General features: G+C 62.9%; 16 protein-coding genes. 10 read left to right on the top strand and 6 right to left on the bottom strand.

What is annotated here, in order from left to right; translation table 11 throughout:
- Positions 1-20: 20 nt before the first annotated feature.
- The 6 genes from C4J93_RS25480 (at position 21) to C4J93_RS25455 (ending at position 8,479) form a co-directional block, all read left to right on the top strand.
- Entirely contained in the window at positions 21-2,279 is a 2,259-nt protein-coding gene (locus C4J93_RS25480; protein ID WP_124430731.1) for a heavy metal translocating P-type ATPase, read from the top strand.
- Positions 2,280-2,295: 16 nt separating this feature from the next.
- A complete protein-coding gene (locus C4J93_RS25475; RefSeq protein ID WP_124430730.1) occupies positions 2,296-3,159 on the top strand; it encodes a LysR family transcriptional regulator in 864 nt (287 codons plus the stop codon).
- 236 nt (positions 3,160-3,395) lie between these two features.
- A complete protein-coding gene (locus C4J93_RS25470) occupies positions 3,396-4,460 on the top strand; it encodes a putative 2-aminoethylphosphonate ABC transporter ATP-binding protein (protein WP_124364841.1) in 1,065 nt (354 codons plus the stop codon).
- A gap of 7 nt (positions 4,461-4,467) precedes the next feature.
- Positions 4,468-6,174 carry a putative 2-aminoethylphosphonate ABC transporter permease subunit gene (locus C4J93_RS25465; RefSeq protein WP_177413557.1) on the top strand — a complete coding sequence of 569 codons (1,707 nt, stop codon included), beginning with the start codon at positions 4,468-4,470 and terminating at the stop codon, positions 6,172-6,174.
- 20 nt (positions 6,175-6,194) lie between these two features.
- Positions 6,195-7,217, top strand: a complete 1,023-nt coding sequence (locus C4J93_RS25460; protein WP_124364839.1) for a putative 2-aminoethylphosphonate ABC transporter substrate-binding protein — start codon at positions 6,195-6,197, stop codon at positions 7,215-7,217.
- A gap of 125 nt (positions 7,218-7,342) precedes the next feature.
- Positions 7,343-8,479, top strand: a complete 1,137-nt coding sequence (locus C4J93_RS25455; protein WP_124430728.1) for a TIGR03364 family FAD-dependent oxidoreductase — start codon at positions 7,343-7,345, stop codon at positions 8,477-8,479.
- 7 nt (positions 8,480-8,486) lie between these two features.
- On the opposite strand, the gene C4J93_RS25450 is transcribed toward C4J93_RS25455, so the two are convergent.
- Complete coding sequence (locus C4J93_RS25450) at positions 8,487-9,854, bottom strand: DUF3482 domain-containing protein (protein ID WP_124430727.1); 1,368 nt, start codon at positions 9,852-9,854, stop codon at positions 8,487-8,489.
- Positions 9,847-11,226, bottom strand: a complete 1,380-nt coding sequence (locus C4J93_RS25445) for a DUF2868 domain-containing protein (RefSeq protein WP_124430726.1) — start codon at positions 11,224-11,226, stop codon at positions 9,847-9,849. Before C4J93_RS25445 ends, C4J93_RS25450 begins: the two co-directional genes overlap by 8 nt.
- Positions 11,227-11,295: 69 nt before the next feature.
- Between C4J93_RS25445 and C4J93_RS25440 the strand changes: the two genes are divergently transcribed.
- Positions 11,296-11,808 carry a dihydrofolate reductase gene (locus C4J93_RS25440; RefSeq protein ID WP_124430725.1) on the top strand — a complete coding sequence of 171 codons (513 nt, stop codon included), beginning with the start codon at positions 11,296-11,298 and terminating at the stop codon, positions 11,806-11,808.
- Positions 11,809-11,893: 85 nt separating this feature from the next.
- Here C4J93_RS25440 and C4J93_RS25435 read toward each other — a convergent pair whose 3' ends face one another.
- On the bottom strand, positions 11,894-13,285 hold the full coding sequence (locus C4J93_RS25435) for an L-cystine transporter (RefSeq protein ID WP_124408440.1): 1,392 nt from the start codon (positions 13,283-13,285) through the stop codon (positions 11,894-11,896).
- 241 nt (positions 13,286-13,526) lie between these two features.
- Between C4J93_RS25435 and C4J93_RS25430 the strand changes: the two genes are divergently transcribed.
- Positions 13,527-14,585: a haloacid dehalogenase-like hydrolase gene (locus tag C4J93_RS25430; protein WP_124430724.1), complete on the top strand. Its 1,059-nt coding sequence runs from the start codon at positions 13,527-13,529 to the stop codon at positions 14,583-14,585.
- 190 nt (positions 14,586-14,775) lie between these two features.
- Here C4J93_RS25430 and ilvD read toward each other — a convergent pair whose 3' ends face one another.
- Both ilvD and C4J93_RS25420 read right to left on the bottom strand, forming a co-directional pair.
- A complete protein-coding gene (gene ilvD, locus C4J93_RS25425) occupies positions 14,776-16,617 on the bottom strand; it encodes a dihydroxy-acid dehydratase (protein ID WP_057723488.1) in 1,842 nt (613 codons plus the stop codon).
- 309 nt (positions 16,618-16,926) lie between these two features.
- Positions 16,927-18,123: a class I SAM-dependent rRNA methyltransferase gene (locus C4J93_RS25420; protein ID WP_053127951.1), complete on the bottom strand. Its 1,197-nt coding sequence runs from the start codon at positions 18,121-18,123 to the stop codon at positions 16,927-16,929.
- Between the two features lie 295 nt (positions 18,124-18,418).
- Here C4J93_RS25420 and C4J93_RS25415 point away from each other — a divergent pair, with 295 nt between their 5' ends.
- Positions 18,419-19,231: an HDOD domain-containing protein gene (locus tag C4J93_RS25415; protein WP_177413555.1), complete on the top strand. Its 813-nt coding sequence runs from the start codon at positions 18,419-18,421 to the stop codon at positions 19,229-19,231.
- A 21-nt stretch (positions 19,232-19,252) separates the two neighbouring features.
- Positions 19,253-20,065 carry a bifunctional DNA-formamidopyrimidine glycosylase/DNA-(apurinic or apyrimidinic site) lyase gene (mutM, locus tag C4J93_RS25410; protein ID WP_124430722.1) on the top strand — a complete coding sequence of 271 codons (813 nt, stop codon included), beginning with the start codon at positions 19,253-19,255 and terminating at the stop codon, positions 20,063-20,065.
- Between the two features lie 130 nt (positions 20,066-20,195).
- Here the strand turns inward: mutM and C4J93_RS25405 are convergent, their stop codons facing one another.
- Positions 20,196-20,447: a YfhL family 4Fe-4S dicluster ferredoxin gene (locus C4J93_RS25405; RefSeq protein WP_003195146.1), complete on the bottom strand. Its 252-nt coding sequence runs from the start codon at positions 20,445-20,447 to the stop codon at positions 20,196-20,198.
- Position 20,448 lies beyond the last annotated feature (1 nt).

Raw genomic sequence — 20,448 nt, 5'->3', positions numbered from 1 at the left:
ACATCTACGGACGCGACAGCATGAGCGATTCCCTCCACACCCCGCATAAGCACGATCACGATCACGACCATGATCATGATCACGGCGAGCAAACGCTCAAGCCGGTGCATGACCACGGCGGCGGGTGCTGTTCCGGCACCCCGGCGCCTGCAAAAGTACAGCTGAGCGACGCCCCCACCGCCGGCTCGCGCCTGAGCACCTTTCGCATCGAAGCGATGGACTGCCCCACCGAACAAACGCTGATCCAGAACAAACTGGGCAAGCTCGCCGGGGTGCAGCAGCTGGAATTCAACCTGATCAACCGCATCCTCGGCGTCACCCACGACTTGCCGAGCACTGCGCCGATCATCGACGCCATCAAATCCATCGGCATGCAGGCCGACCCGATTGAAGAAGGGGCTCCCGCCGCCGCGCCGCCCGCCAAGAAGCACTGGTGGCCGCTGGCAGTCTCGGGCGTGGGCGCATTGGGCGCGGAAGTCCTGCATTTCACGGGCGTGGCGCCGACCTGGGTGATCGCCCTGGTGGCGCTGGTCTCGATCCTCAGCGGTGGCCTCACCACCTACAAAAAGGGCTGGATTGCCCTGAAAAACCTGAACCTGAACATCAACGCGCTGATGAGTATCGCCGTGACCGGCGCCGTGCTGATTGGCCAATGGCCGGAAGCGGCGATGGTGATGTTCCTGTTTACCGTGGCCGAGTTGATCGAGGCCAAGTCCCTGGACCGTGCGCGCAACGCCATCAGCGGTCTGATGCAAATGACCCCGGAGCAGGCCACGGTGCGTCAGGCCGATGGTTCATGGCTGGAACAGGAGGTCAAAAGTATCGATCTTGGCGCCATCGTGCGGGTAAAGCCTGGCGAACGCATTGGCCTGGACGGTGAGGTGACTGCCGGTCAGTCCACTATCGACCAGGCGCCGATCACCGGTGAAAGCCTGCCGATCGAAAAAACCGTGGGCGATAAAGTCTTCGCCGGTACGATCAACCAGGCCGGTTCCCTGGAATACAAGGTGACCGCAGCGGCCAACAATTCCACATTGGCGCGGATCATCCACGCGGTGGAGCAGGCCCAGGGCGCCCGGGCGCCGACCCAGCGTTTTGTCGACCGCTTCGCCAAGGTCTATACACCCGCGGTGTTCCTGTTTGCCTTGGGCGTCGCGGTCATACCGCCGCTGTTCATGGCCGGCGTCTGGTTCGACTGGATCTACCGCGCCCTGGTGTTGCTGGTGGTCGCGTGCCCGTGCGCCCTGGTGATTTCCACCCCTGTGACGATTGTCAGCGGCCTCGCGGCGGCGGCGCGCAAAGGCATTCTGATCAAGGGCGGCGTGTACCTGGAGGGCGGTTACAAGCTCAACTACCTCGCCCTGGACAAGACCGGCACCATCACCCACGGCAAGCCGGTGCAAACCGACTACTTGCCGCTGTTTGCCACTGTGCAGGACAGCGCGCCGGCGCTGGCCGCGAGTTTGGCCGGCCGTTCCGACCACCCGGTGTCCCTGGCGATCGCCAACGCGGCGTTGGATAAAAACCTGGTGTCTTACGTTGTGGATAACTTCGCGGCATTGCCCGGTCGTGGCGTGCGCGGAGACATAAACGGCGAAACCTACCACCTGGGCAACCACCGTCTGGTGGAAGACCTCGGGCTGTGCTCGCCGGCCCTGGAAGAGAAACTCTTCGCCCTGGAAAAACAAGGCAAGTCCGTGGTGCTGCTGCTCGACAAGTCGGGCCCGCTGGCCCTGTTCGCCGTGGCCGACACGGTCAAGGACAGCAGCCGCGAAGCCATCCGGCAATTGCACGAGTTGGGCGTCAAGACCCTGATGCTCACCGGCGATAACACCCACACCGCCCAGGCGATTGCCGCCCAGGTCGGTATCGACCAGGCCCAGGGCGACCTGCTGCCCACCGATAAGCTGCACGCCATTGAAGCGCTATACGGCCAAGGCCACCGCGTCGGCATGGTCGGCGACGGTATCAACGACGCGCCGGCCCTGGCACGCGCCGAAATCGGCTTTGCCATGGCTGCCGCAGGCACCGACACCGCCATCGAGACCGCCGATGTCGCGCTGATGGACGATGATCTGCGCAAGATCCCGGCATTCATTCGGCTCTCCAGGCAAACGTCGAGTATCCTCAAGCAGAACATCGCCCTGGCGCTGGTGATCAAGGCGATCTTCCTGGCGGTCACCTTCCTGGGCATGGCGACGATGTGGATGGCGGTGTTCGCCGACATGGGCGTCAGCCTGCTGGTGGTGTTCAACGGCCTGCGCCTATTGCGCAAATAGACGAAGAGAGGGTGGTGTGCTGAGTGCTGAGCTGAAGGCGTTTTTCATGGTCGCCCGCCTGGGCAGCATTACCCAGGCGGCGAAAAAGCTCGGCCTGAGCCAACCTACGGTCACTACCCAGATCCGCAACCTGGAAAGCCACTACGGCGTTGAACTGTTCTACCGTGGCGGCCGCCGCCTGACCGTCAGCGATGAAGGCGCTCGGCTGTTGCCGATGGTCAAGGCGCTGTTACAGCAGGAAGCGGACATCGAGTTTTTCCTGCGCAATAATGGCCAGGTCCAGGGCACCTTACGGATTGCCGCCACCGCGCCGTACTACATTCTGGATCTGGTCAAAGCCTTCCGCGAACGCCTGCCGCAGGTGGAGGTGTCGGTGGAAATCGGCAATTCCCAGCAGGTGCTCGAAGCGCTGGACGACTACCGCGTCGACGTCGCCGCCTCGTCGCAGTTGGTGGAAGACGCCCGTCTGATCCGCCGCGTGCTGGGCACGGACCCGCTGGTGTTGGCGGTACACCGCAATCACCCGTTGGCCAAGCTTGATCACGTACCGTTGAGCGCGCTCATCGGGCATACCTTGCTGATGCGTGAAGCGGGTTCTACCACCCGCAGGCTGACGGAAGAGATGCTGAAGAACGCGGGCGTGGGGTACGGGCCGTTGCTGGAGATTGGCAGCCGTGAGTCGATTCGCGAGGCAGTGCTGCGCAATATCGGCATCAGCATCATCGCACGCCACGAAGTGCCCCATGATCCGCAACTGCGTGTGCTGACCCTTGAGAATGCGCCGCAGATTGCCGAGTATTTGTATTGCCTCAAGGAAAGAAAAGCCGCACGCCTGCCGGCGGCGTTTCTCGGGTTGGCGCAGGAGATGTCGCCAATCTAGAGGTTAGTGGCGGCCTTGGGGGCCAATCGGGGGCAAGCCCCCTCCCACATTTTGCCTGTATTCACAAATCCCCTGTGGGAGGGGGCTTGCCCCCGATAGCGGTAGACCAGGCACCACACTCCTATGAATCCTACACAAATCCACCAATACCACTATCACCTCCTTTTGCCTTTCTGCCACACCAGCTACGCATTCCCTCCCTAGCATGGCCCCCATCAGTTCGATGAGGTGCCACCATGAACACAGCCCTGACCCAACCCGGCGCGCCGATGAAGGTGCGCGGTATCCAGAAACGCTTCGGCGCCTTTACCGCGTTGGACAACGTGTCCCTGGACGTCGCCGCTGGCGAGCTGGTGTGCCTGCTGGGCCCGTCCGGCTGCGGCAAAACCACGTTGCTGCGCTGCATCGCCGGGCTTGAGCGCCAGGACAGCGGCGAACTTTACCTGGGTGACCGCGATGTTTCCCGGCTGCCGCCCCAGGCGCGGGACTACGGCATTTTGTTCCAGTCCTACGCGCTGTTTCCCAACCTGACCGTTGAAGCGAACATCGGCTACGGCCTCGCCGGCTGCGGCCGTGATGAGGTGCGCAAGCGTGTCGGGCAAATGCTCGAATTGGTCGGCCTGCTCGGCAGCGAAAAGAAATTTCCCGGCCAGTTGTCCGGGGGCCAGCAGCAACGTGTCGCGCTGGCGCGGGCCCTGGCGCCGGCGCCGTCGTTATTGCTGTTGGATGAACCCATGTCGGCCCTCGACGCGCGGGTGCGCGAGCATCTGTGTACCGAGCTGCGCCAACTCCAGCGCCGCCTGGGCATCACCACGCTGATGGTCACCCACAACCAGGACGAGGCCATGTTGATGGCCGACCGCATCGCGGTCATGCACAACGGCAAGGTCGAGCAGTACGCCACGCCGCAGGAAATCTATGACCGCCCGGCCACGCCGTTCGTGGCGGAGTTCGTCGGCCAGGGCAACTGGCTGCCGTTCAGCCGCAACAGCGCCAGCCATGCCCAGGTCGGTGGGATGAATGTGCGACTGGCCGATGACGCCGGCATCGCCAAGTCCGGGCGGCTGTTCTGCCGCCCGGAAGCGATCAGCGTGAACCCGCCGGTGCATGAGGAAAACCTGTTCCCGGCCAAAGTCCGCGAGATCACGTTCCTGGGCAATCGCTGCCGCATGAGTTTTGAGCTAGAGCAGTTGCCGGGCCACCCGCTACTGGCCGAGCTGGCACCGGAAGCCATGCCGCGCCTGGGGGCCCAGGACATTCTGGTGGCCCTGCCGCCGCGCAGCTTGCAGGTGTTTGCCTGAGATGGCCATGGAGACGGCGATGACACTGCCGCGTACTGTTTCCCGGGCTGAAACGGGCGACCGCCTGTTTGTGGTCGGCGGCAAATTAGTGTGGCTGGGCCTGTTGGTCGTGGCGGTGTTGCTGCCGCTGCTGGCGATTTTCTGGCGTGGCTTCAGCAGCGAAGCCGGGCAGGGTGGCGGGTTGCTCGCTGCACGCGAGCTGCTGACCAGTGTCAACTTCCACTGGTTGCTCGGCAATAGCCTGAAAGTTTCCCTGAGCGTCGCGGCCATCGTCGTACCGCTGGCCTATCTGTTTGCCTACGCGCTGCAGCGCACCTTGATCCCCGGCAAGGTGATCTGGCGCGGCGTGTCGCTGCTGCCCTTGATGGCGCCATCGATGTTGCCGGGCATTGCACTGGTGTATCTGTTCGGCAACCAGGGGCTGTTGCGCGGGTTGCTCTCGGACAACATCTACGGCTTCTGGGGCATTGTGCTGGGTGAGGTGATTTACACCTTCCCACACGCCCTGATGATTCTGCTGTCGGCCTTGTCGCTGGCGGATGCGCGCTTGTTCGACGCGGCCTCAAGCATGGGCGCCAGCCCGGCCCGAGCGTTTCGCAGCATTACCTGGCCGGCCACGCGCCAAGCCGTATTCGCGGCGTTCTGCCTGGTGTTCACCCTGACCATCACCGACTTCGGCGTGCCCGTGGTGGTGGGCGGGGACTACCAGGTGCTGGCGCTGGAAGCCTACAAGGCGGTGGTCGGCCAGCAGCAGTTCGGCCGCGGTGCGTTGATCGGCATGGTGCTGCTGTTGCCGGCGCTGTTCAGCTTTGGTGTGGATGCGTGGCTGCGGCGCCGTCACGGCGACGCCATGAGCGGGCGTGCCCAGGTATTTCAACCACTGCCGTCGCGTTCCAGGGACGGCTGCTACCTGGCTATCGTGCTGCTGATCTGCGCGGCGCTGCTGCTGGTGTTCGGCATGGCGGTGTATTCCTCGCTGGTCAAGTTCTGGCCCTACAACCTGTCGCTGTCCTTGAACCACTACCAGTTCGAAGACACTGCCGGCGGCGGCTGGCTGGCCTATCGCAACAGCCTGACCATGGCGCTGTGCACGGCGTTGATCGGCAGTGCGCTGATCTTCACCGGCGCCTACCTGATGGAAAAAACCAAGGGCCAACAAGGCCTGAACCTTGCCCTGCGCCTGCTCAGCTTTGTGCCGATGGCGGTACCGGGCCTGGTGCTGGGCCTGGGCTACGTGTTCTTTTTCAACCTTGGCGGCAACCCGCTGCATGTGTTCTACGGCAGCATGGCACTGCTGGTGGTGTGCACCATTGCTCACTATCTGACCACTGCGCAAATGACCGCCACCACTGCGCTGCGCCAACTGGACGCGGAATTCGAAGCCGCCGCGTTGTCCCTCAAGGCGCCGCTCTACCGCCATTACTTGAAAGTGACGGTACCGATCTGCCTGCCGGCGCTGCTGGATATTCTGCGTTACCTGTTCGTGTCGGCGATGACCACCGTCTCCGCTGCGATCTTTCTCTACAGCCCCGACACCATCCTTGCCGCCGTCGCCGTATTGAACATGGACGATGCCGGCAATGTGGGCGGCGCGGCGGCCATGTCGACCCTGATCCTGTTCACCTCAGGCAGCGTCTCGCTGCTGCTGGCGTGGGCCTCACGCGGTGCCTTGCGCCGCTCCCAAGCCTGGCGCCAGACCGCGCCCGGGCAATGATCCTTCAAAGGAGGTATTCGATGTTCAAGCCACTGGCGCTGGTCGCTGCCGTACTCACCGCATTCAGCCTGAATGCCTTCGCCAACACCGAGTTGACCGTGTACACGGCCCTTGAAGCCGAGCAGTTGAAGACCTACAAAAAGGCCTTCGAGCAGGCCAACCCGGATATCCAGATCAAGTGGGTGCGCGACTCCACCGGCATCATCACCGCCAAGCTGTTGGCTGAAAAGGACCGCCCGCAGGCCGACGTGGTGTGGGGCCTGGCCGCCTCCAGCCTGGCGATCCTCGATCAACAAGGCATGCTTGATCGTTACGCGCCGAAGGACCTGGACAAGATCGGCAAAAACTACCGCGACGCCGCCAACCCACCGGCCTGGGTCGGCATGGATGTGTGGGCGGCGACCATTTGCTTCAATACCGTCGAAGCCGAGAAACAGGGCCTGAGCAAACCGGTGAGTTGGCAGGACCTGACCAAGCCTGAGTACAAGGGCAAGATCGTGATGCCCAACCCGGCGTCCTCCGGTACCGGCTTTCTGGACGTGAGCGCCTGGTTGCAAACCTTTGGTGAGCAGCAGGGCTGGCAGTACATGGACGAGCTGCACCAGAACATCGGCCAGTACGTTCACTCCGGCTCCAAGCCGTGCAAGCTGGCGGCGTCCGGGGAGTTTCCGATCGGTATTTCGTTTGAATACCCGGCCGTACAGCTCAAGCGCCAGGGGGCGCCGCTGGACATCATCCTGCCGAAGGAAGGCCTGGGCTGGGAAATCGAGGCGACGGCGGTGATCAAGGGCACGGCCCACGCCGATGCGGCCAGGAAACTCGCGGACTTCTCCGCCAGCCCGGCGGCGATGGAGCTGTACAAGGACAACTTCGCGGTGCTGGCCCAGCCAGGGATTGCCAAGCCGCAGACCGAATTGCCCGCCGATTACGAGCAGCGGTTGATCAAGAACGACTTTGCCTGGGCCTCGAAGAACCGGGACAGCATCCTGGCGCAATGGCGCAAGCGCTATGACGGCAAGTCGGAGAAGGTGGCGGGGCAGTAGGCTTTTCGTTAGGGCTGATGGCCTCATCGGGGGCAAGCCCCCTCCCACATTTGACTGGGTTCGCTATCCAATTGTGGGAGGGGGCTTGCCCCCGATAGCGGTCTTGCAAACAGGACATCACTTAAATGACACACCACAGCGATCTGCTGATCGTCGGCGCCGGCATCCTCGGCCTCTCCCATGCCTACGCCGCTGCCAGGCGTGGGCTCAAGGTCAAGGTTTTCGAACGCAGCGCCACCCCGCTGGGCGCCTCGGTGCGCAACTTCGGCCAGGCGCTGGTCACTGGCCAACCGCCGGGGCCGATGCTCGACCTGGCGCGGCAAAGCCGCGATATCTGGGCACACTGGGCGCAGGTCGCCGGCTTTCAGCTCAAGCGCAATGGCTCCTACCTGTTCGCCCGTACCGAAGCCGAAGAGCACCTGCTCGACGCCTTCTGCGCCGGGCGTGCCCGCGAGCACGGCTACAACGTGGCATTGCTGCAAGGCACGGCGTTGAACGATCTGTACGGTGGCCAGTTCCGCCATCACCGCGCCGCGCTGCATGGCAAGGACGATCAGCAACTGTATTCGCGCGAAGCGATCCCGGCGCTGATCAACTACCTGGCCCAGGAACTGAATGTGGAATTTCACTTTTCGACCCTGGTGCGCGACGTCGAGCCGGGCCAGTTGCACAGCACGGCGGGGCGTTTTCGCGGCGAGCAGATCATTGTGTGTTCCGGGCACGACTACCAGACCCTGCTGGCCGAATCGATTGCCCCGCTCAATCCACAGGTGTGCCGCTTGCAAATGCTACGTGCACGGCCGGCGCTTGAGCTGAACCTGCAGCACGCCGTGTTGACCGGCCTCAGTTGCGTGCATTACGGCGCGTTCGCCGACTTGCCGCAAGCGGCGCGGGTGCAGGCGCAGATCCTGCGCGAAGCACCGCACCTGCACGAGCACGGCATTCACCTGCTGATCAGCCCTACGCCCCATGGCGACCTGATCATCGGCGATTCCCATGATTACGGCAGCGATGCATCGCCGTTCAACGCCGAGCAGGTCGATGACTGGCTGATCGAACTGGCCGAGCAGACCCTGGGCTGCACGATCCAGGTGCTGGAGCGTTGGCAGGGCGTATATGGCTCGCGTGGGCCCGCGCCGTTTTCGTTTGTGCAGGCGGCTGCCGGCATCAGCATTGCGCTGATGCATACCGGTGTGGGCATGAGTGTGGGGCCGGCCATGGCCGAGCGAAATATCACGGCACTGTGGGGGCCGGCTTGCTAACGGCGGATCAGGCTTCGTCCAACCGCTGAGCCAGCGCCTCGATTTGCTCCTGACGCTCGGCCTGGCTCAACCTGGAGTGGGGGTTGAGCGATGACCATTGCGGATAGGCGCGCGCTTTGTTCAAGGCGTCCGGCAGCTTGCCTTCGCGCCAGGTTTTATCCTGGGGCGTATCGACCTTGATGCCGTGCATCGCCGCATGACCGCGCAGGTTCAAGGCCTTGAGCAACTGGCGTTGGCGCAGGGCGAGCAGGCGCAGCACGCTGTCGTCGACGGTCAGCTCGCGCTGGCCTTTGATTTTGCCGAGCAGGCGGCCGCCATAACTGCGTGCGGTCTGCAGCGCGCCACCGGCAATCGCACCGGCAATGGCGGCGGCGCCGAGGGTCAAGCCGCCGACCAACAGATCCACGCCCGCGCCCGCTGCCGCGCCTGCGGCGATCCCGCCGCCCACGCGCACGCCGAGTTGCTTGAGGGTTTCGGGGTTGAACAGGTCGTCGCCCCAGCGCCCGTCCAGCAGCGGCAGGTCGCTGGCGGCGGCGTCCTGCGGGCGGAAGCCGAACAGCTTGAGCAGGGCGTCCACGCACTTTTGTTCGCGTTGGCGCACGGCCTTGCGCAGTTCGCTGATCGCCTGTGACTCGTCTGCGGTTACTACGCTGCGCCGGCAGGCTGCACAGTCGATCAACAATTCGGCGATCAAGCGTGCGGCGCTTTGCTGGCGGGCCTGGCGTTGGGCTTGCTGATCGAGGATCAACCGCTCCAACTGCGGCCGTGCGTTTTCCAGCAGCAGGGCCAGGCTTTCATACAATCGCCGTTCGCCGTCTTCCGGCGGCGCCACGCTGTCGAAGCGCACCAGCGCGTGCAGACCAAGGCGAGCTAGGGCATCACGCCACTCCGGTTCGCGGTGCTCGCTGCTGCTGACGAAATTGAGCACCGGCAGCAAGGGCTTGCCGCAGCTGGCCAGCACCTGCAGCTCGTCGCGGTACTTGGCCAGTACCGGCTCGCGGGCGTCGATCACGTACAGGCCGCCATCCGAGGCCAGCAATTGGCGCAGCACTTTGGCTTCCTGTTCGAAGCGTTGGCGCGCTTCGCTGCCTTCCAGAAACCGCGTCAGGCGGGCCGGGCCATCCAGGCGTTCGCCGGGGCGGTCGAGGCGTTCCAGGTAATCGAGCAGGGCGATGGCGTCTTCCAGGCCGGGTGTGTCGTACAGCTCCAGCAAGGCTTCGCCGTCCACCGACAAGCGCGCACCTTCGACATGCCGCGTGGTGCTGGGGCGATGGGAGACTTCGCCAAAGCCGACATCGCGGGTCAGGGTGCGCAGCAGTGAGGTCTTGCCCACGTTGGTATGGCCGACTACGGCGAGCTTCAGGGGTTTAGTCATGACCGCTCTCCAGCCAGTTCAACGGTGCGCAGTCGGCGAAGGGCAGCTCAAGCTGTTGCAGCGCGCTGTGCCAGTCGCCCAGGCGCTCGGCATCCAGCGCCTGGCCGGGCGGCGCTTGCAGCAGCCACACCCGTGTGGCCGCGGCACTGCGCGCCAGTTCGGCGATCAGCGCCAGGCTGCCACGGTCGGGCGAACGACGCGGATCGCAGGCGATGGCCAGGCGCGCGGGCGGGAACCGTGTGAGCTGCTCCAGCAGTGTGTTGCGCGATTCACGGCTGTCGAGAATGCCGGCGTTCTTGACCGTGCCGGGCAGTTTGGGCGGCCAAGGGCGCTGGTCGTCGAGTTCAATGGCGACCAGCAGCGCGCCGTCGCTGTGCAGCTCACTGACGCCGCCCGCCACCTGGTGCAGTTGTTCCGGCGCCGCATCGTTGACCCCCAGCCGCTCGCTGCTCGGCATCAGGCGCTCGCGCAGTTGGGCGTAGCCGGGCTGGGTGAGGTCCAGGCCCAAGGCCGCGCGCCCACGTTTCCAGCGCCACAGGCACAGCAGTGCGAGGACCAGCCGGGGCAGCACCCCGTAGACCAGCAACACTCCCACTAGCCAGGCGGCCCAGGCCTGGCGGGCGCTTTCGATATTCAGTGCGGAGTCGCCGCTGGCGCGGATCATCTCGACCGTCGGTACGTTGAAGCCGAGCAGGGCGGGCAGGGTGCCGAGGGCCTGGGTGACGGCAATGAAGGTATCCGCCTCGAGGATGGTGGTTTCCCACACAAAGCCGTAACGCCGGGTGGCGAGCAGCATCAGCAAAACCAGCAGGGCGCTGAGCAACGCCAGCAACCACAGGCTGTTGACCAGCACACCGACCGCCCAGCGGTTGAGTTTCTGGCGCTGCAACAACAGCAGCAGTGCCGGGGCCAGCTGCGCGGCCTTGGCGTCGCGCGCAAGTTTTTCGCTGAGCCACAGCCACAGGCGACCGAGGCTGGCGCTGTGTTCGCCGGCAAACACCAGGCCCAGGGCCCAACTGAGCAGCAGGATCAGGTTCAGGCCGAGCAGGCTGCCCAGGGCCCAGAACACATTCACAGGGGCCATGCCGTTGCCCAGCGCGGCAAACGCCAGGCCGGCGCCGCTGATAACCGCGACGATCGCCAGCAGTACCACGGCCAGGCGCGCGCCTTGCAGCCAGCGACTGAGCGCGCCGGTCAGGCCGTCGCGTTCTGCCAGGTGCAGCGCACGCTGCGCGATACGCGTTGGCAGGTCGCCACCGGCCGAGCGGGCCAGGCGGTTGGCTTCGAGGTCTTCCAGGGGGCCGGCGTGTTCTTCGCGCAGGCGCACGGTTTCGGTCAGCCAGAGTGTGTGCAGCGGGTTCAGTGCAGTCACGCGCCATCCTGTTGTGTTCGTGAGGTTGGAGCATAACCGCTGACTCGCAGCTCTGGTATTCTCGTCGCCATGAAAAAAACTCTCCCTCTAAGCCTGATCGCAGCCCTCGGTGAAAACCGTGTGATCGGCGTCGACAACAGCATGCCCTGGCATTTGCCGGGGGATTTCAAATATTTCAAGGCTACCACCCTGGGCAAGCCGATCATCATGGGGCGCAAGACCTGGGATTCCCTGGGCCGACCGTTGCCGGGGCGCCTGAATATAGTGGTCAGCCGTCAGACCGATCTGATGCTTGAAGGTGCGCAAGTATTTGCGTCACTGGAAGCTGCGGTTGAACGCGCCGAGGCGTGGGCACTGGAGCAGGGCGTGGATGAGCTGATGCTGATCGGCGGTGCGCAGCTGTATGCGCAGGGGCTGGAACACGCCGATCGCCTGTACTTGACGCGGGTGGCGTTGAGCCCGGAAGGGGATGCGTGGTTTCCGGAGTTTGATCAGCGCCAGTGGAAGTTGGTGTCGAATCTGGAGAACCCAGCCGAAGGTGATAAACCGGCTTACAACTTCGAAGTTTGGGAAAAAGCCTAAAAGCATCGGGGGCAAGCCCTCTCCCACATTTGAATGTATTCACAAATCAAAGTGTGGGAGGGGGCTTGCCCCCGATAGCGTCCAATCAGACCTGCGCCAACTCAGCATGCTCATCGGCATCGAGCAACGCTTTATCCGTCTGCCCCATGAGCTGGCTGGTAATCGCCCCCGCCGTCATCGAGCCATTCACGTTCAACGCCGTGCGGCCCATATCAATCAGCGGCTCCACGGAAATCAGCAGCGCCACCAGTGACACCGGCAAGCCCATGGCCGGCAGCACGATCAGTGCCGCGAAGGTCGCACCGCCGCCCACGCCCGCCACACCGGCCGAACTCAGGGTGACGATGGCTACCAAGGTCGCGATCCACAGTGGATCCAGCGGGTTGATGCCGACAGTCGGCGCCACCATCACCGCCAACATCGCAGGATAGAGCCCGGCACAGCCGTTCTGGCCGATGGTCGCGCCAAACGAAGCGGCGAAACCGGCGATTGACTGCGGGATGCCCAGGCGACGGGTCTGCGCTTCGATGCTCAAGGGGATCGAGGCGGCGCTGGAGCGGCTGGTGAAGGCAAACGTCAGCACCGGCCACACCTTGCGGAAGAAGCGCAGCGGGTTGACGCCGGCCAGCGACAGCAACAGGCCGTGCACCACGAACATCAGGCCCAGGGCCAGGTACGACACCACGACGAAACTGCCGAGCTTGATGATGTCCTGCAGGTTGGAGCTGGCGACCACCTTGGTCATCAGCGCCAGTACGCCGTACGGAGTCAGCTTCATGACCAGGCGCACCAGGCGCATCACCCAGGCTTGCAGGGTGTCGATGGCGTTGAGCACTTTCTGGCCTTTTTCCACGTCATCCTTGAGCAGTTGCAGCGCGGCAACCCCCAGGAATGCGGCGAAAATCACCACGCTGATGATTGACGTCGGTTTGGCCCGGGCCAGGTCGGCGAACGGGTTGGCCGGCACGAACGACAGCAGCAATTGCGGGATATTCAGGTCGGCGACCTTGCCCGCGTAATCGTTCTGGATCACTTGCAGGCGCGCCATTTCCTGGGTGCCGGCGACCAGGCCTTCGGCGGTCAGGCCGAACAGGTTGGTCAGGCCGATACCGATCAGCGCGGCAATCGCGGTGGTGAACAGCAGGGTGCCGATGGTCAGGAAGCTGATCTTGCCCAGGGACGAGGCGTTGTGCAGACGCGCCACGGCACTGAGGATCGAGGCGAACACCAGCGGAATCACGATCATTTGCAGCAGTTGCACATAGCCGTTGCCGACCAGGTCGAACCAGCCGATGGAAGCCTTGAGCACCGGGTGGCCGGCACCATAGATGGCGTGCAACACCACACCGAATACCACGCCAAGCACCAGGGCGAACAGCACCTTCTTGGCAAGGCTCCAGTGGGTACGGCCGGTTTGTGCCAGGCCCAGCAACAGGGCCACAAACACCAGTAAGTTGAGAATCAGGGGAAGATTCATTGAAGCTCCGTTGAGAAGGCAGCCAATCGCGTGAGCCTGCGATTGCGAACCGGAGAGCCTAACAGCTTGAAATATATTGATTTAATACCGATATGGAATGGTCACTGTCGTTTTTGGAATAAGCGTTTGACGCTGCCGCGTATGCCGTTGGCGGAATCAGGACGCAGGCCGTCGTGCTCGACGCGAGGACTGTCACACAGATTTGTTAGCGTCGATGTCTTTCACTCAGGAAGGAACGCTTATGAAGCTCGCGCCGAAATTGCTTGCCGCCGCTCTCTGCCTTGGGCTCGCCAGCCAGGCGCTGGCCGCCACCGAGTTGAAACACTGGCCGGCGCCTGCCGCCAAACAATTGAACGAGATGATCGCTGCCAATGCCAACAAGGGCAATTTCGCAGTGTTCGACATGGACAACACCAGCTACCGCTACGACCTTGAAGAATCCCTGCTGCCGTACATGGAGAACAAGGGCCTGATCACCCGCGACAGCCTCGACCCTTCGCTCAAGCTGATGCCGTTCAAAGACACCGCCGACCACAAGGAAAGCCTGTTCAGCTACTACTATCGCCTCTGCGAAGTGGACGACATGGTGTGCTACCCGTGGGTGGCCCAGGTGTTTTCCGGCTTCACCCTCAAGGAACTCAAGGTCCAGGTCGACGAGTTGATGGCCTCCGACAAGCCTGTGCCCGTCACCTATTTTGAAGGCGACGCAGTGAAGAAATCCGAAGTGCAGCCACCAAAAGTCTTCACCGGCCAGGCCGAGCTGTACAACAAGCTGATGGAAAACGGCATCGACGTGTATGTGATGACTGCCGCCTCGGAGGAACTGGTGCGCATGGTCGCCGCCGATCCGAAGTACGGCTACAACGTCAAACCCGAAAACGTCATCGGCGTGACCACCCTGCTCAAAGACCGCAGCACGGGCGAACTGACCACCGCGCGCAAACAGATCGCCGCCGGCAAATACGACGAGAAGGCCAACCTTGGCCTGGAACTCACGCCGTACCTGTGGACCCCGGCGACCTGGATGGCCGGCAAACACGCGGCGATCCTCACGTACATCGACGAGTGGAAAAAACCGGTGATCGTCGGCGGCGACACCCCGACCAGCGACGGTTACATGCTGTTCCACGATGTGGACGTGGCCAAGGGCGGCATTCATTTGTGGATCAACCGCAAGGACAAATACATGACTCAGCTCAACGGCATGATGGCCAAGCATGCGGCGGCGCAGGCCAAGGAAGGGTTGCCGGTGACGGCGGACAAGAACTGGGTGATCGTCAAGCCGGAGGATATTCAGTAATCACGGGTGTACATCGGTAAATGTGGGAGGGGGCTTGCCCCCGATAGCGGTGTAACAGTCAATGATGTGTTGACTGACTCGCCGCCATCGGGGGCAAGCCCCCTCCCACATTTTGATTTTCTGTGTGCTGGAGGTTTTGTCCAGGCAAAAAAATGCCCCGCCAAGTGCGGGGCATTTTCATGGGCGAGGCTTACAGTCCGTCTAGCATCGCCTTGTTACGCACAGCGCCTTTATCGGCACTGGTCGCCAACAGGGCGTAAGCCTTCAACGCGGTAGTGACTTTGCGCGGGCGCTTCTCCACCGGCTTCCAGCCTTTCTTGTCCTGCTCGACCCGGCGTGCGGCCAGTTCTTCATCGCTGATCAACAGGTTGATCGAACGGTTCGGAATGTCGATCAGCACTTTGTCACCATCCTGCACCAGGCCGATCGCGCCACCGGCAGCGGCTTCCGGCGAAGCGTGGCCGATAGACAAGCCCGAGGTGCCGCCGGAGAAGCGGCCGTCGGTGAGCAGGGCGCAGGCCTTGCCCAGGCCTTTGGATTTGAGGTATGAGGTTGGATAGAGCATTTCCTGCATGCCCGGGCCGCCTTTAGGGCCTTCGTAGCGGATGATTACGATGTCGCCTTCTTTGACCTCGTCAGCCAGGATGCCGCGCACCGAGCTGTCCTGGCTTTCGTAGATCTTGGCGCGGCCTTCGAACACATGGATGGACTCGTCCACACCGGCAGTCTTCACCACGCAACCGTCGAGGGCGATGTTGCCGTACAGCACGGCCAGGCCGCCTTCTTGGGAATAGGCGTGCTCGACACTGCGGATGCAGCCGTTTTCACGGTCGTCGTCCAGGGTGTCCCAGCGGGTCGACTGGCTGAACGCGGTCTGGGTCGGAATGCCTGCAGGGCCTGCCTTGAAGAAGGTGTGCACGGCTTCGTCGTCAGTCTGGGTGATATCCCACTTGGCGATGCCTTCGGCGAGGGACGTGCTGTGCACAGTCGGCAGGTCGGTGTGCAGCAGGCCGCCACGGGCCAGGGAGCCCAGGATCGAGAAGATCCCGCCGGCGCGGTGCACGTCTTCCATGTGGTATTTCTGGATGTTCGGCGCGACCTTGCACAGTTGCGGCACGTGACGGGACAGGCGGTCGATGTCGCGCAGGTCGAAGTCGATCTCGGCTTCCTGGGCGGCAGCCAGCAAGTGCAGGATGGTGTTGGTGGAACCGCCCATGGCGATGTCCAGGGTCATGGCGTTTTCGAACGCCTTGAAGTTGGCGATATTGCGCGGCAATACCGACTCATCGTTCTCGGTGTAGTAGCGCTTGCACAGCTCGACAATGGTGCGGCCAGCCTGCAGGAACAGTTGCTCGCGGTCGCTGTGGGTGGCCAGCGTCGAACCGTTGCCCGGCAAGGCCAGACCCAGGGCTTCCACCAGGCAGTTCATCGAGTTGGCGGTGAACATGCCGGAGCATGAACCGCAGGTCGGGCAGGCGCTGCGCTCGTATTCCGCGACCTTCTCGTCAGAAGCGCTGGAATCGGCGGCGATGACCATGGCGTCGACCAGGTCGAGGCCGTGGGAGGCAAGCTTGGTCTTGCCGGCTTCCATCGGGCCGCCGGAGACGAAGATCACCGGGATGTTCAGGCGCAGGGCGGCCATCAGCATGCCGGGGGTGATCTTGTCGCAGTTGGAAATGCACACGATGGCGTCGGCGCAGTGGGCGTTGACCATGTACTCCACGGAGTCGGCGATGATCTCGCGGCTCGGCAGCGAGTACAGCATGCCGTCATGGCCCATGGCGATGCCGTCGTCCACGGCGATGGTGTTGAATTCCTTTGCCACGCCGCCGGCGCGTTCGATCTCGCGGGCGACCAATTGGCCCAGGTCCTTGAGGTGGACGTGGCCGGGGACGAACTGGGTGAACGAGTTGGCAATCGCGATGATCGGCTTCTTGAAGTCGTCATCTTTCATCCCCGTGGCACGCCACAGTGCGCGCGCGCCGGCCATGTTGCGGCCGTGGGTGGATGTTTTCGAGCGGTAATCTGGCATGGAGCACTCCGGGCGGCTAATCAGGTATCAAAGGGGAGTGAGCTTCTATTGACGTCTGGAACACCCGAAAAATGGCACTGGTGTCCGGAAGTTGCCGCAAACGTGACGGGATCGCCGTGCGCATTGGCCTTGAGCTCATAAACCCGCCGGGGGATGACTGGCGATGAATAGGCCCGATTCTACACCGTCTTCCTGTAGGAGCGAGCTTGCTCGCGAAAAACGTAAACGATAACGCAGCGCTATCAGGCAGCGCGCGTCGCCTGTTGGTTTTTCGCGAGCAAGCTCGCTCCTACAAGGGAGGTTCCGGTGTTAACTGTTCGGCAACAACCGGCAGGTAATGCTCTTGATATAGCGCGTCTCGACGATCGCCGGGTGCACCGGATGGTCCGGGCCCTGGCCGCCGCGTTCGAGCATCTGGATATTGCGGTCCAGGTGGCGGGCGCTGGTCAGCAGGATGTTTTGCAGGTCGTCTTCGGGTAGGTGCATGGAGCACGAGGCGCTGACCAGGATGCCGTCCTTGCTGAGCAGGCGCATGGCTTGCTCGTTCAGACGGCGGTAGGCGCCTTCGCCGTTTTTCATGTCTTTCTTGCGTTTGATGAAGGCGGGTGGGTCGGCGACAATCACGTCGAAGCGTTCTTCGCTGGCTTTGAGTTCCTTGAGCGCTTCGAACACGTCGCCTTCGATGCAGGTCATTTTCTCGGCGACGCCGTTCAGCGCGGCATTGCGCTCGACGCCATCGAGGGCGAAAGCGGAGGCGTCGACGCAGAACACTTCACTGGCGCCGAAAGCCGCGGCTTGCACGCCCCAACCGCCGATGTAGCTGTACAGGTCGAGTACGCGCTTGCCCTTGGCATACGGCGCCAGGCGTGCGCGGTTCATGCGGTGGTCGTAGAACCAGCCGGTTTTCTGGCCCTGGATCACCGGGGCTTCGAATTTCACGCCGTTTTCTTCCAGCGCTACCCACTCCGGCACCAGGCCGAACACGGTTTCGACGTAGCGGTTGAGGCCTTCGGCGTCGCGCGCGGCGGAGTCGTTCTTGAACAGGATGCCGCTCGGCTTGAGCACTTGGGTCAGCGCGGCGATCACGTCTTCTTTATGGGCTTCCATGGTCGCCGAGGCGATCTGCACGACGAGGATGTCGCCGAAACGGTCGACCACCAGGCCCGGCAGCAGGTCGGAATCACCGTAGACCAGGCGATAGAACGGCTTGTCGAACAGGCGATCACGCAGCGACAGCGCGACGTTGATGCGGTGCACCAGCAGCGACTTGTCCAGCGGCAACTTGATGTCGCGCGACAGCAGGCGGGCGCAGATCAGGTTGTTCGGGCTCATGGCCACGATGCCGAGGGTCTTGCCGCCGGCCGCTTCCAGGATAGCCTGGTCACCTGCCTGGAAGCCGTGGAGTGGGGTGGCGGCCACGTCGATTTCGTTGCTGTAGACCCACAGGTGGCCGTTGCGCAAACGACGATCGGCGTTGGCTTTGAGACGCAGGCTTGGCAGGGACATGACGTCGCTCCGGAAAAAAGAGCGGGAGTATACCGTGTTGTGTATGACTTGGCGGCGCCGCCGGACATGTGGGAGGGGGCTTGCTCCCGATAGCGATGGATCAGTCAGCTCATCTTTCATTGATATACCGCAATCGGGGGCAAGCCCCCTCCCACATTTGATCCGGTTTCAGTTCGGTTTGTGGGTGTCGGCCACGTCTGCATAAGGGTTAGAATCCCCGCCTAGCCCAGAGTGTGTACTTATGTCCCAAGAGCTTTCCGCCGAACAGATTCAGCAGGTGCTGCAAGGCATCAGCGTGCCGCCCCAGCCGCAAATCATGGTGGATTTGCAGATGGAACAGTACATGCCCGACCCGGACCTGGAAGTGATCGCCCGTTTGATCGCCCAGGACCCGGGCCTGTCCGGCGCGCTGCTGAAAATCGTCAACTCGCCGTATTACGGCCTGAGCAACAAGATCGCCTCGATCCAGCGCGCGGTGAACCTGCTGGGCAGCCGTTCGGTGATCAACCTGATCAATGCGTTGTCGATCAAAGGCGAGATGAGCGATGACACCATCGTCACGCTCAACCGCTTCTGGGACACGGCCCAGGACGTGGCCATGACCTGCCTGACCCTGGCCAAGCGCACCGGCGCTCAAGCGGTCGACGAAGCCTATGCCCTGGGCCTGTTCCACGATTGCGGCGTACCGCTGATGCTCAAGCGGTTCCCCAACTACATGACGGTATTGGAGCAGGGCTACGCCAATGCCGGCCCGGATTGCCGCGTGGTCGACACCGAGAACAACGCGTTCAACACCAACCATGCCGTGGTGGGCTATTACACCGCCAAATCCTGGCGCCTGCCGGAGCATGTGACCGACGCCATCGCCAATCACCACAACGCCCTGGCGATTTTCAGCGATGAGTCGTCGCGTAACCCGGTGCTTAAAAACCTGCTGGCGATTCTGAAAATGGCCGAGCACATTTGTTCGTCCTATCGCGTGCTGGGCAACCAGACCGTCGACCGTGAATGGGAGGCGATCGGCCACCTGGTGCTGGATTACGTGGGCCTGTCGGACTACGACTTCGAAAGCCTGAAGTTGTCGATCCGCGAGCTGGGCGCGCACTGAGCCTTTCTTCCCGAGGTACACATGCCTGAGTTACCAGAAGTCGAAACCACCCGGCGCGGGATTGCCCCTCACCTGGAGGGCCAGCGCGTCAGCCGGGTGGTGGTGCGTGAGCGCCGCCTGCGCTGGCCGGTCCCGGAAGACCTCGATGTGCGCCTGTCCGGGCAGCGCATCGTGCTGGTGGAGCGGCGCGCCAAGTACCTGTTGATCAATGCCGAAGTGGGCACCTTGATCAGCCACCTGGGCATGTCGGGCAACCTGCGCCTGGTTGAAGTCGGCATGCCTGCGGCCAAGCATGAACATGTGGATATCGAGCTGGAATCCGGCCTGGCCCTGCGCTACACCGACCCCCGGCGCTTTGGCGCGATGCTCTGGAGCCAGGACCCGCACAACCACGCGCTGCTGATCCGCCTGGGGCCGGAGCCGTTGACCGCGCTGTTTGATGGCGAGCGCTTGTTCCAGCTGTCCCGTGGGCGGTCGATGGCGGTGAAGCCGTTCATCATGGATAACGCGGTGGTGGTGGGCGTGGGCAATATCTATGCGACGGAAGCGCTGTTTGCGGCGGGAATCGATCCGCGTCGCGCGGCGGGCGGTATATCGCGGGGGCGTTATCTGAAGCTGGCGATCGAGATCAAGCGCGTGCTGGCGGCAGCCATCGAGCGCGGCGGTACCACGTTGCGCGACTTTATCGGTGGCGATGGGCAGCCGGGGTATTTCCAGCAGGAGTTGTTCGTTTATGGCCGGGGCGGCGCGGCGTGCAAGGTCTGCGGGACCGAGTTGCGCAATGTGGTGCTGGGGCAGCGGGCGAGTGTGTTTTGTCCCAAGTGTCAGAGCTGATGGGTGTGTGATGGCTGATATCGCCATCGGGGGCAAGCCCCCTCCCACATGTGAACGCATTTCAAATGTGGGAGGGGCGGTGCGACGATTCGACTGCCCCCGATGAGGCCCTTACAGGCGCTGAATAGCCTCAAGCCTTACCGGTAATCTTCCGGTACTTCTCCATCAACTGCTCTTCCGTTTCCGGATGGGCTTCATCCAATGGAATGCAATCCACCGGGCACACCTGCTGGCATTGGGGCTCGTCGTAGTGGCCGACGCACTGGGTGCACAGGTTGGGGTCGATCACGTAGATCTCTTCGCCCTGGGAAATCGCAGCGTTCGGGCACTCGGGTTCGCAGACGTCGCAATTGATGCAATCGTCGGTGATGATCAGGGACATG

Source organism: Pseudomonas sp. R2-37-08W, assembly GCF_003851705.1.
Taxonomy (GTDB): Bacteria; Pseudomonadota; Gammaproteobacteria; order Pseudomonadales; family Pseudomonadaceae; genus Aquipseudomonas.
The sequence above is the reverse complement of the archived record's forward strand: the minus strand, read 5'-3'. Positions and strand labels throughout refer to the sequence as shown.

Coding starts and splice junctions, on each gene's coding strand:
- C4J93_RS25480 (WP_124430731.1), top strand. CDS start 21: ATGAGCGATTCCCTCCACACCCCGCATAAGCACGATCACGATCACGAC.
- C4J93_RS25405 (WP_003195146.1), bottom strand. CDS start 20,447: ATGTCCCTGATCATCACCGACGATTGCATCAATTGCGACGTCTGCGAA.
- C4J93_RS25420 (WP_053127951.1), bottom strand. CDS start 18,123: ATGTCCCTGCCAAGCCTGCGTCTCAAAGCCAACGCCGATCGTCGTTTG.
- C4J93_RS25465 (WP_177413557.1), top strand. CDS start 4,468: ATGGAGACGGCGATGACACTGCCGCGTACTGTTTCCCGGGCTGAAACG.
- C4J93_RS25430 (WP_124430724.1), top strand. CDS start 13,527: ATGAAGCTCGCGCCGAAATTGCTTGCCGCCGCTCTCTGCCTTGGGCTC.
- C4J93_RS25435 (WP_124408440.1), bottom strand. CDS start 13,285: ATGAATCTTCCCCTGATTCTCAACTTACTGGTGTTTGTGGCCCTGTTG.
- C4J93_RS25470 (WP_124364841.1), top strand. CDS start 3,396: ATGAACACAGCCCTGACCCAACCCGGCGCGCCGATGAAGGTGCGCGGT.
- C4J93_RS25440 (WP_124430725.1), top strand. CDS start 11,296: ATGAAAAAAACTCTCCCTCTAAGCCTGATCGCAGCCCTCGGTGAAAAC.
- mutM (WP_124430722.1), top strand. CDS start 19,253: ATGCCTGAGTTACCAGAAGTCGAAACCACCCGGCGCGGGATTGCCCCT.
- C4J93_RS25460 (WP_124364839.1), top strand. CDS start 6,195: ATGTTCAAGCCACTGGCGCTGGTCGCTGCCGTACTCACCGCATTCAGC.
- C4J93_RS25455 (WP_124430728.1), top strand. CDS start 7,343: ATGACACACCACAGCGATCTGCTGATCGTCGGCGCCGGCATCCTCGGC.
- C4J93_RS25450 (WP_124430727.1), bottom strand. CDS start 9,854: ATGACTAAACCCCTGAAGCTCGCCGTAGTCGGCCATACCAACGTGGGC.
- ilvD (WP_057723488.1), bottom strand. CDS start 16,617: ATGCCAGATTACCGCTCGAAAACATCCACCCACGGCCGCAACATGGCC.